Origin of the sequence: Arthrobacter sp. H14, assembly GCF_000520495.1 — a bacterium.
GTDB lineage: Bacteria > Actinomycetota > Actinomycetes > Actinomycetales > Micrococcaceae > Arthrobacter_C.
This window is the reverse complement of the sequence record NZ_AZRX01000439.1, coordinates 1-9,003: the sequence shown is the minus strand read 5'-3', so window position 1 is coordinate 9,003 and position 9,003 is coordinate 1. Positions and strand designations below refer to the sequence as shown.

Annotated in this window: 12 protein-coding genes and 3 pseudogenes; 6 read left to right on the top strand and 9 right to left on the bottom strand. The window is 60.7% G+C overall.

Annotated features, from left to right (window positions below):
• Window positions 1-369 (top strand): annotated as a pseudogene (locus Y707_RS31130) (hypothetical protein); the annotation flags it as partial.
• 150 nt (window positions 370-519) lie between these two features.
• Window positions 520-993, top strand: a complete 474-nt coding sequence (locus Y707_RS22405; protein ID WP_162150150.1) for a cupredoxin domain-containing protein — start codon at window positions 520-522, stop codon at window positions 991-993.
• 18 nt (window positions 994-1,011) lie between these two features.
• Here the strand turns inward: Y707_RS22405 and Y707_RS0101025 are convergent, their stop codons facing one another.
• Window positions 1,012-1,191: a YegP family protein gene (locus Y707_RS0101025; RefSeq protein ID WP_026533737.1), complete on the bottom strand. Its 180-nt coding sequence runs from the start codon at window positions 1,189-1,191 to the stop codon at window positions 1,012-1,014.
• Between the two features lie 183 nt (window positions 1,192-1,374).
• Here Y707_RS0101025 and Y707_RS0101020 point away from each other — a divergent pair, with 183 nt between their 5' ends.
• Window positions 1,375-2,016, top strand: coding sequence for a DsbA family protein (locus Y707_RS0101020; protein WP_051441511.1), 642 nt, complete (start codon window positions 1,375-1,377; stop codon window positions 2,014-2,016).
• A 42-nt stretch (window positions 2,017-2,058) separates the two neighbouring features.
• Here the strand turns inward: Y707_RS0101020 and Y707_RS0101015 are convergent, their stop codons facing one another.
• The 4 genes from Y707_RS0101015 to Y707_RS29400 form a co-directional block, all read right to left on the bottom strand.
• Complete coding sequence (locus Y707_RS0101015) at window positions 2,059-2,451, bottom strand: type II toxin-antitoxin system VapC family toxin (RefSeq protein ID WP_035779781.1); 393 nt, start codon at window positions 2,449-2,451, stop codon at window positions 2,059-2,061.
• Window positions 2,448-2,699, bottom strand: coding sequence for a type II toxin-antitoxin system Phd/YefM family antitoxin (locus Y707_RS33360; RefSeq protein WP_026533734.1), 252 nt, complete (start codon window positions 2,697-2,699; stop codon window positions 2,448-2,450). The genes Y707_RS0101015 and Y707_RS33360 overlap by 4 nt, the downstream gene beginning before the upstream one ends.
• Window positions 2,700-2,815: 116 nt before the next feature.
• Window positions 2,816-3,118 carry a hypothetical protein gene (locus Y707_RS28680; protein ID WP_155852624.1) on the bottom strand — a complete coding sequence of 101 codons (303 nt, stop codon included), beginning with the start codon at window positions 3,116-3,118 and terminating at the stop codon, window positions 2,816-2,818.
• Between the two features lie 194 nt (window positions 3,119-3,312).
• A complete protein-coding gene (locus Y707_RS29400) occupies window positions 3,313-4,425 on the bottom strand; it encodes a multicopper oxidase domain-containing protein (RefSeq protein WP_253905007.1) in 1,113 nt (370 codons plus the stop codon).
• 398 nt (window positions 4,426-4,823) lie between these two features.
• Between Y707_RS29400 and Y707_RS32475 the strand changes: the two are divergent.
• Window positions 4,824-4,955, top strand: a pseudogene (locus Y707_RS32475) (hypothetical protein); the annotation flags it as partial.
• Between the two features lie 57 nt (window positions 4,956-5,012).
• Here the strand turns inward: Y707_RS32475 and Y707_RS22395 are convergent.
• Complete coding sequence (locus Y707_RS22395) at window positions 5,013-5,543, bottom strand: PRC-barrel domain-containing protein (RefSeq protein WP_051441509.1); 531 nt, start codon at window positions 5,541-5,543, stop codon at window positions 5,013-5,015.
• A 50-nt stretch (window positions 5,544-5,593) separates the two neighbouring features.
• Between Y707_RS22395 and Y707_RS0100985 the strand changes: the two genes are divergently transcribed.
• Together Y707_RS0100985 and Y707_RS0100980 are read left to right on the top strand one after the other, a co-directional pair.
• Window positions 5,594-5,824, top strand: a complete 231-nt coding sequence (locus Y707_RS0100985) for a hypothetical protein (protein WP_026533732.1) — start codon at window positions 5,594-5,596, stop codon at window positions 5,822-5,824.
• Entirely contained in the window at window positions 5,825-6,928 is a 1,104-nt protein-coding gene (locus tag Y707_RS0100980) for a hypothetical protein (protein WP_026533731.1), read from the top strand.
• A gap of 1 nt (window position 6,929) precedes the next feature.
• Here the strand turns inward: Y707_RS0100980 and Y707_RS22390 are convergent, their stop codons facing one another.
• From Y707_RS22390 to Y707_RS31125, 3 genes and pseudogenes are all read right to left on the bottom strand, one after another.
• Window positions 6,930-7,697, bottom strand: a complete 768-nt coding sequence (locus Y707_RS22390; RefSeq protein WP_026533730.1) for a PP2C family protein-serine/threonine phosphatase — start codon at window positions 7,695-7,697, stop codon at window positions 6,930-6,932.
• A 3-nt stretch (window positions 7,698-7,700) separates the two neighbouring features.
• Window positions 7,701-8,360, bottom strand: coding sequence for a GAF and ANTAR domain-containing protein (locus tag Y707_RS22385; protein WP_275451179.1), 660 nt, complete (start codon window positions 8,358-8,360; stop codon window positions 7,701-7,703).
• Between the two features lie 429 nt (window positions 8,361-8,789).
• Window positions 8,790-9,003: pseudogene (locus Y707_RS31125) on the bottom strand (hypothetical protein); the annotation flags it as partial.

Genomic DNA, 9,003 nt, shown 5'->3' with positions numbered 1-9,003 from the left:
GTTGCTCCTTCCGGTGGAGCGTTCACCTACGAAGAGACCTTCGAGTTGAGCGATGCCACCCAGGACTCCCTGGCTGAGGGAACCGGCGTCATCGTTGTTCACGGCATTGATCCTGCCGGCCTGAGCGAGGAAGCCGCCAGCGCCAAGTCCAACCTGGTTCCGGAACTGCCCTTGGCAGCCACCGCACCGGCGCTGTGTGGTGCCCTGGAAATGATGCCCGCAGGTGGCGCTGACACCGGCGTTACCGCTGCTGCCACCAACGGTGGCAACGGCGGAAGCGAAATCGGCATGATCGCCCTCGGCGGTGGCCTCCTCGCCGCAGCCGGTGGCGCCTACGCCCTGCGCCGCAAGATGGTAGCCGGCCGCTAAGTCCGTATCCCGAACAGGATCACTGACCCCTTGTGATCCACCGGGTTAGACAAACCGCCGCCTCCGCCACTGACGGAGGCGGCGGTTCCATTTAACCCGCCGCTCCCCCGAGACCAGCAATCCCTGTAGTACCCCAATGAATGGATGATCATGAATATCAAAAACGGCGCTCTCGCCATCATGCTGACAGTGGCCCTGGCGGGAGTGGCTGGATGCGGCTCTTCAGCCGAACAAACATCCGGTGAGGCCCCACCACCGGAGACCTCGGCGTCGAGTATGGCCGCCGAGCCACAGCCCTCGGCCAGCGAGTCCATGGCGGCTGAGTCGCCGTCATCATCGGAAGAACCTACGAACGCGGGGGCAGAATCCTCCCAGGAAGAAGTCGTCATTACCGTCGAGGGCTTCAAGTTTGACGGCCCGGAATCCGTCAGCCCTGGAGCAACCATCACCGTGGTGAACAAGGATGCGGCGCCCCACACGGTGACCTCCGAAGAAGAAGGAATCTTCGATGTTAAATTCGACGGCGGCGAAACCGTCACCTTCACAGCGCCCGAGGAGCCAGGCGAATACCCCTACATCTGCACACTCCACCCAGCCATGATGGCCACCTTGGTGGTTGAATAAAAAGAAGTTTACTCGCGGTCAGTCGGTTAGGTCGGCAATCAGGGCAGTGGATGCACAGTCGCGGATCCCATTGATGCCCATCACGGCGGTGTCCTTGTCCCCATAAGGTTCACTGGTCACCAAAGTCGCCCCGTCGTCGCCCGTGAGCCGGAACTTGAATTGCCCGTCTTCGCGGTAGATCTCGAATCTTCCAGCCATCTTGCACTCCTTAACCTGCGCCACTTTGAAGTAAGAGTACGCCTGTGAGCAGTGCGGCGTGACATATCTTTTGCCCCCACTAACGACACGGGCGAGAATGAACAGTGGCCAGTCGACGGCCCAAGTCCGGGTGAAAGCCCCCACCGCAATACCCTTGCCTCGAGGAGAACCAAAAAATTGAGCGTGCAGAACAAGATTGCCCTCGCCGTCGCTATCATCGCGGCTTTCGCGGTGGTGGGGTTCGCGTACGTTTCGAACACCAGCAGTAATGAGCAGCACGCCCTCGCCGCTAATGCGCAGGTCGTCCGCGACGGCAGTCACCGGCTGTCAACGGCCGAGGACGAGAAGGCGGTGCTGGTTGAGTTCCTCGATTTTGAGTGCGAAGCCTGCGCCGCCGCCTACCCGCTCGTTGAAGAACTCAAGGCAGACTACGGCGACAAGCTAACCTTCGTCAGCCGGTACTTCCCGATGCCGGGCCATCCGAATTCGATGAACGCGGCGCTGGCCGTCGAAGCCGCAGCACAACAGGGCGAATTCGAGGCCATGTACCACCGCATGTTTGAGACCCAGAAAGACTGGTCCCACAGCCAGGAGTCCCAGGCAAAAACGTTCAGGGGTTATGCCAGGGATCTCGGACTCGACATGAAGGCCTACGACCAGGCCATTGACGATCCGGCGACGGCGGCACGCGTCACCCTGGATAAGAGCGACGGCGTGGGACTCGGCGTCACCGGAACGCCCACCTTCTTCCTGGATGGAAAGAAAATTCAGCCCTCCACAGAGAAGGAATTCCGGACGCTTATCGAAGAAGCGATCCGGCAATAACTCCGGGCACGTTTTCTGTCCTGTTTCCCTCCCAGGGCATCGTTAGAGTTGGACAATCAAGGGGCCATCCATCCCCGCGAGTACCTCGTAGTCCTTGTCCTGTGTGGCTACGGGCATTCCGTATGCCAAAGCTACAGAGGCGATCCATAGATCATTGACGTTAACTTTTCGTCCGGCCTCATACAGCCTGAAGCGGAGGCGGGCCCAATGCCTGGCGGCATCCGCATTCACAGGAAGAACTTCGAATCTTGCCAATGACTCAACGGTGGCCAGACGCCGTGCGCGGATCTCTGTGTCTTTGGCCGCCAGGACGCCGGCATGCAGCTCCCCGAGGGTGATGACGCTGAGGTACATCTCCTCGGGGAGCTTCGATTCTTCGATCCTGCGGCCGGACTCCAATGCGATGAACACGCTGGTATCAAGCAATGCTTTCATCGGATGGGACCCAGGTCCTCCGTAGTATCGCCAGCCAAGACCTCAAGATCATCTTTGAGGCCGGAGTCCGCCAGCGGGAGCGAAAGCAGGTCCGACTTGGTCATAAATGGCTTAAGCCCCGGCACGACCGGTTCGAGTCGGGCGGCCGGGGCTCCGTGGTTGGTAATGATGATTTCCTCTCCAGCATGAGCCCTTGCAACCAGATCCGCTGTCCGGTTCCTTAAGTCACGTACGCCTACAGTCGCCATAGCACCATTTTACCGGATTGTGCACATTTGTGCCACAGCGGAGTTTTGGCCAGAATTCGGCTAGCGGGAGCCCTAAGCGGAGAGTGAATAATGAGCGAAACCATTCGTATGCCTCATCAGGCGCGGCTATCCGGTGTCCACAGGGGCGGGACCGAATGTGCGCCGTACTGGAGACAGCGGGTGCAGAAGTAGGACGTATCCCCGAGCCGGGCGAGTTCGCCGTCGTCGTTGATCAGCGGCGGCGTGTATTCCTCGAAGTAGAGATACTCATCCGTCTTGCACTTGTTGCATGTTGGCACCGCTGCCAGCTTGTGGTTCATCTGCCGGTCGGCCGGCGTGGCAGCCGCTGCCGTGCTTGAGGGCTGGGGAGCGATCCGGCTCGGGCTGCTTGTTTCGGTTTCAAAATCAATGGTGGTCATGGTCGCGCCTCGTCCCGGAACCACGAACCGGACCGAATCAGCCACGGCTCACGGTTCCCGTTTTCACAGAATATCCGATGGCCGTTGCTTGACCTTGCTTTCCACTCTATGAGGTCAGTCAAGAGCATGCCAAACCTTCTGGAGGCCGTGGCCATGCCCGCTTGACCAGATTTGAACCGCCAAGTCCTCCAGAACTAGGCCGCTGTGATCTCCACAATCCGCTCGCCGATGACATCACCTCCGATCCAGTGCTCAAACTGCATGGACAGGTAGTACGTGCCGGGCTGGGGCGGATGCAGCAGCATGTCGTAGCGTTCGGCGGCACCGGACGCGACGATGTGGGTCATCAACGGGTAGTCGGTGAAATGACAGGAACGACAGGGACCGTAACGCGATGTTTCCCGGAAAGGCCGGCCGTCATGGGAGAGCAGCTCTGCCATCTTTACGGGCGTCCCGTTGCTGTCGGTAAACCGGATCGTGGTCGGCGAGTAGTTCGCGTTGAGCAGCCGGAGCAAGGTTGGTGCGCGGTCGCCCCCAGCCACGTTCGCGCGCATATTCTGCAGACTCCAGACATGCTCTTCGCCCGGACGGTGGGCGAGCTCTCCTCCCAGCAGGTAGAAGTACTCCGGCTGGAAATTGTTGAGCCCTACGTCCTCACCGGACAGCCCCTCTGCATGGTTATAGTCGTGCCAGCGGGGGTCCACCGAGTACGGGGCGATGAGCGTTTCCGTATCGATGTCGTACTCCGGTCCGTCGATGAAGACCCGCCGTGTAACGCCTTCGGTGACTGGAAAAACCGGGTGGACCACCGGATCGACAATCAACGGTCCGAACATGCCCAGCTGGACATGCAGGGTGGTGTTTACATGGCAGTGGTAAAAGTAAGTTCCGGCTCCGCCGAGGTTAGGATCGCCCGGCCAACCGACCTCCGGTTGCCACTGATACGTATACTCGCCCTCGATTTCAAAGGATGTGTGACCGACGCCGTCGTTACGAGGATCCGGTTCAAGCCCATGCCAGTGGGTGGTGTGCGGTCCCTTGCTGGGGTGGGTGGTTCCGTGGAAAATTTGCCCTTCCTGGACCCGGATCAGCGGGCCGGGGAAGGCACGGTCACCGTCGTCGTCGTTGAAGCACATGATCTCGTGCTCGACGCCGTCGTCGAACCGCAGATCCCGGCGGAACACATCCAACTCAATGGAAACATCCGGCTCTTCCCAGTATTCGGTGACCGGGTTATCTTCCTGGTTTTGATTTGAGCTGAAGTCGACCTGGCTGTCGTACAAATGCTCATGAGGTGAAATCGTCACGAGACTTTTCCTTTGGTTCGGGCAGGCGCGCACCCCAGCTGCCGTCCGCGGCTGGTCTCACACCGGGAACGTTCAACCAGCAGACCTTGGTGGTTCTGGATGCCGTTCCGCGGCTGGTTCCCCCGAATCGATATACCAACAATTCTTGTCGACGGCGGTTGCGGAAACCTTGCGCCCGGGAAGTGATTGCAATGATTGCAACGCATGCAACGCAATCGCTGCCCCAGTTCATATGTCCGGCGTGCCGGGGTAATACTTCCGGCGCGCCGGTACCGCAAGGGAGTCACTTTGATCTTGACTAGTCGCGATTCCGTAATAGGTTGGAAGTATGCTTATCAACTCGGCCGGCAGCTGAGGTACAACGGCTCCACGCAATCTGCTGAGAGTTCGAGTCCTTCCCGAAGTTCATGAATGGCGTCGAGTCCGTAACGCAGATTGATGACACGCATTCCCGGTGGAAGACCAGTGTTGCGGGGGTTACCCGTGAGTTCGACACCGGAACCGGCAGCGCTTTGGGCGGCGCGGTATAGACGTTTCCGGATAAACGCGTGGTGACCGGTACGGCCTTCTTCGAGAGGGCCGTACCGCTATGCTCCCGGTGCAGAGCCCCGCCCGTCATCGCGGCCAGGGGCTCTTCCGTCGTCCCGCCCGTAAGTTGGTCTGGCGTCGCGTCCGGGAGCTGTATCGGCGTCACGCGATGACACGATAGTCTCCTGGCCGTCGTCGGACTCTATGAATCTGCGTTGCTGCGGCCGGTCCGGTTCTCCGCCGGATCCCTCTTTGATTGGTTGCAGCGAGCCGGGCTCGATGCCGTAGTGCCGGTACAGCTCGTCCTCCTGGGCGGGGAGCAAATGACCGTGGACCGTGAAGCGTGGAGTGTGCTTGATGACGTCCTTCGAGTACTGGACGCAGACCTGATCCTCGATGATCTCCGCGCCGCGCAACGGAACAAAGGAGGCATGCGTGCCGAAGGAGCCGCTGCCCACGGTGATCCACTTCGGCATACCGGTCTTATCGTCCAGATACACGTCGCCGAGGTATCCGATTTTGTGGCCGGTGGAGTCGACGATGGTGCCTTGGCTCTCCATGAGGGCTTCAATTTGGGAATAAGTGATCATGGTCCGCTCCTGGACTGGCCGGAAAAAATCCGTAAGGCTACTGTTTAATTATGGCTATCAATGAGGGCAGGTACAAGGCATCCGAAACGGCCTCCAGCAAGCATCCTGGAGACTGGGGCAGGGCTATGGCGCGTGCAATGGCCCACCTGGTTGAGCAGGCGGCCGACGACGACACCGGGCGCGGACACGAGGAGCTCTACGGCGAGGACCTGCATCTCTTGATCCGGGAGATCGAGGACGGCGTGGAGATTACTCTGTCCTGGACACCGGGCGAAGACTAGATGGACACCAAGGTCGTTGGCATTGTCACCGATCCTGACCTGCCCACTGAAATTGCCAACCGGCTCAAGGATGACTTGCCGGAGATTCTGTCCCAGGGCGTCACCGACAAGGTGAGTTGGGACATCCGGGTCAAGTGCGAGTCCATGCCGTTGGACGAGGACGGCAACCTTGTCATTTGGGAAAACAGCCAGCAGCTGAAAGACGAAGAGGGCTACGACTATATAATCTGCCTGACAGAACTGACCCGGCGGCTGGAAAGCCAGCTGGTGCTCTCGGACGTCAACATGGATTACGACGTCGCGCTCATTTCGTTGCCGGCGCTCGGCCCCATCCGGTTGCGCCACCATGTGAAGAACGGCATTATCCGTGTGGTTCGGGTGATGGCCGACGACGGTTTGCAGCCGGACCGGGAAGCCACAACCAAGCACCGTCCAATGAAGCTTTCCCACAGCATGCAGGCTCCTGTCCGGCAGGAGACGGCCGACAAGCAGGGACGCGGCACTGACTCGTATCTGGCTGTGGAGGGATTTAGAGGCAGGATGCGCCTGCTGTTCGGCATGGTTCGGATTAACCGGCCCTGGCGGATGTTGCCCAACCTTTCCAGTGCGATAGCCGCAGCCGCGGCGGCGGCGGCTTTCGGGATCTTCTTCGCCAGTATCTGGACGATGGCCGATTCGTTGGTCCCCGGCAGGCTGTTGTTCATCAGTGTTAGCGCAATGGCTGCCATGATCGCCTGGCTAATCGTCTACAACGGCCTATGGCTACGCGATAAGAATCTGAGCAACAGCCAGGATGTAAAGCTCTACAACGCTGCCACTTTCCTCTCCCTCTCCGTGGGCGTGCTGTGCATGTACGTATTCCTGCTGGTGGTGACGTTCCTAGGCTCGCTGGCCGTGATTCCGGGCGCGTATTTCGAGAAGACGCTCGGCCACCCGATCACTTTGTTCGACTACGTAGAATTGGCCTGGTTCGCGAGTTCGATGGGGACCTTCGCCGGTGCGCTGGGGTCGAGTTTCGAATCCGATTCCGCAATCCGGCAGGCCACCTACGGGAAACGGGAAAAGGAACGGCACGAAAAGATCAGTGAAGACCACGGGGAATAGGTCAAGTCACTGGCGGTTCCGCTTCTGCCCACCGGGCCAGTACGACGACGGCATCACCGGCCGTTGGGTCGTCAAAGGTCGTTGCCACTTCACCCTCCCCAACGCCGGTCGCGGATCCAGGTTCATCTCCCCGATGGTGCGCCATCTCTGCAAGTGCGACGCGGGCTGCCTCGGAGGGGTGACTACCGCGGCTCATTTGCTCATGCACCAGGTCAACGAACCGGCTGAGTCCGAATTCGGTCCCATCGGTGTTCCTGGCACCCGTTACGCCGTGGCTAAAGAGCGCCAGCCAGTCCCACGGACGGAGCCGGTGCTCCCCCGGCGCGCTGCCGAAACCAGCAGCCGGAGTGGAGTCATAGTCCAGTCCGGAGGGTGTTCCGATAGGCAAATGTGATTTGACGACCGAGTCCGGCCTGCCGAAAGGTAACCGGCGTCCGCCCATCAGAACTGTAGAACCGCCGGACTGTGGCACCACGACCGGCGGCGGATGGCCCGCGGTCAGGTAGCACAACCGGCCGTTGGTCAGATCAATCTCAGCCAGGATGCCGCTGACATGATTGCCCGCGCCGAACCGGAAAGCCAATGCCTCATCGATCCGGACGCCTTGGTCTACGATGTCCTCGCCGTTGCGCCGTGCAGCCCGGTAGGCGGACACGGCCACGGCGGCCAGCAACGCCGGGCTGTCGGCACTTGAAGTGCCGGCGCCGTCGCGTTCCGCCGCATCCTTGAAGAGCCGGCGCTGCTCGTTCACATCCGTGCCGACGGCCATAACTCACTCTTCCGTGTTGACAGTCGACTCCACCAAGTTCTGCGCGACGTCGCCGAGCGCCGTGTCTTCCCTGCGGGCGGTGGCCATCAGCACGGATACCGCCTCGTCGACGGTCAACCCGTCGCGCTCGACCAGTATGCCTGCCGCCGTCGAAATCATGTCCCGGCTGCGCAGGTTGTCCCGGAGATTATCCGAAGTCCGCTGCGCGCTCCGGCGCGCCTGCACATTCGCCACCAGGATGGCTGCCTGCGCGGCCAGCAGCTGGAGCAGTCGCTCGCTCCGTTCATCGAAGGCCGCCGGCTCCGGTGAGTAGATCTTCATGGCGCCAAGCACGGTCGTTCCAACGCTGAGTGGCGCGCTCACACTCGAGCACAACGGCAGCGGCCGCACCGCCGTCGTCCAACGCGGCCACCTGGCCTCTGCCGCGACATCGTCCATCCGGACCACCGACGTCGTCGCCCACGCCGTCAAACACGGCCCCTCCCCCAAGTCATACTGCAGCTGATCGACCTGTTCGACGACGGGATCCGAGGCCGCGGAGGTGGATTGGCGGCCCATTGGGTCAATCAATGTCACGCCTGAGCCCGAGGCGCCGGGGACAGACTCCCGGGCTGTGGAGGTAATCAGGCGGAGGGCGGACGCGACGGTGTCTTCGTCGAGCAGGAACCGCGACGCGCGGCAGCGACGGCGGCCAACTCGTCCGCCAGCGGAAGTTGCGCGGTCACGGCTGCCTCAGTTCGCAGTATCCAATCCCCTATGTGTAATTTTACGTCTAACAGGGGCGCAATGAAGGTGTTTTCGGGGCGGGAATATCGAGCCATGGAACGTTCAGGTAACGCTTACGCCGAGGGCGCAGTCCCATGCACCTCATGTGTATCCCGGAAGCCGGGACGCGCGCAGGTCACGCGTGTGGCGGTGTACTTCAGGCGTGTGGGGCGGCGTTGTACTTGGGCAATGAACCACAGCGGCATGGTCGGAACTTTACCCCCCTGTTGCCTCATTGCAATACCTCCGGGAAGAATAATACGTTGCCTCATTTGAGAACCTCCGGATAGCGGGTTTCGTTGCCTCATAGGAAAACCTCCGGGAGGGTTAGGCGTTCCAGGCCCGGTTGACGGGTTTGATTGGCGCGGCTTTCTTCGCGAGTGCGAGTGTTTCCAGCTCTGCGGTCAGTGCCAGAATCTGGCGTGAGAGAGCGGCGGGTTTGATCCGTTTGAACTGAGCGTTCATCTGGATAATGGGGCGTTTGCGCATCTTCTCGTGCCGGATCGCCCGCTGGTGCGGGGTGGCTGGCTTATCGTGCTTT

Bases quoted from the DNA above. Each gene is read 5' to 3' on its own strand.
- Y707_RS22405 (WP_162150150.1), top strand. From the start codon at position 520: ATGAATATCAAAAACGGCGCTCTCGCCATCATGCTGACAGTGGCCCTG.
- Y707_RS0101025 (WP_026533737.1), bottom strand. From the start codon at position 1,191: ATGGCTGGAAGATTCGAGATCTACCGCGAAGACGGGCAATTCAAGTTC.
- Y707_RS0100980 (WP_026533731.1), top strand. From the start codon at position 5,825: ATGGACACCAAGGTCGTTGGCATTGTCACCGATCCTGACCTGCCCACT.
- Y707_RS28680 (WP_155852624.1), bottom strand. From the start codon at position 3,118: ATGACCACCATTGATTTTGAAACCGAAACAAGCAGCCCGAGCCGGATC.
- Y707_RS22395 (WP_051441509.1), bottom strand. From the start codon at position 5,543: ATGATCACTTATTCCCAAATTGAAGCCCTCATGGAGAGCCAAGGCACC.
- Y707_RS33360 (WP_026533734.1), bottom strand. From the start codon at position 2,699: ATGGCGACTGTAGGCGTACGTGACTTAAGGAACCGGACAGCGGATCTG.
- Y707_RS0100985 (WP_026533732.1), top strand. From the start codon at position 5,594: ATGGCTATCAATGAGGGCAGGTACAAGGCATCCGAAACGGCCTCCAGC.
- Y707_RS22390 (WP_026533730.1), bottom strand. From the start codon at position 7,697: ATGGCCGTCGGCACGGATGTGAACGAGCAGCGCCGGCTCTTCAAGGAT.
- Y707_RS0101015 (WP_035779781.1), bottom strand. From the start codon at position 2,451: ATGAAAGCATTGCTTGATACCAGCGTGTTCATCGCATTGGAGTCCGGC.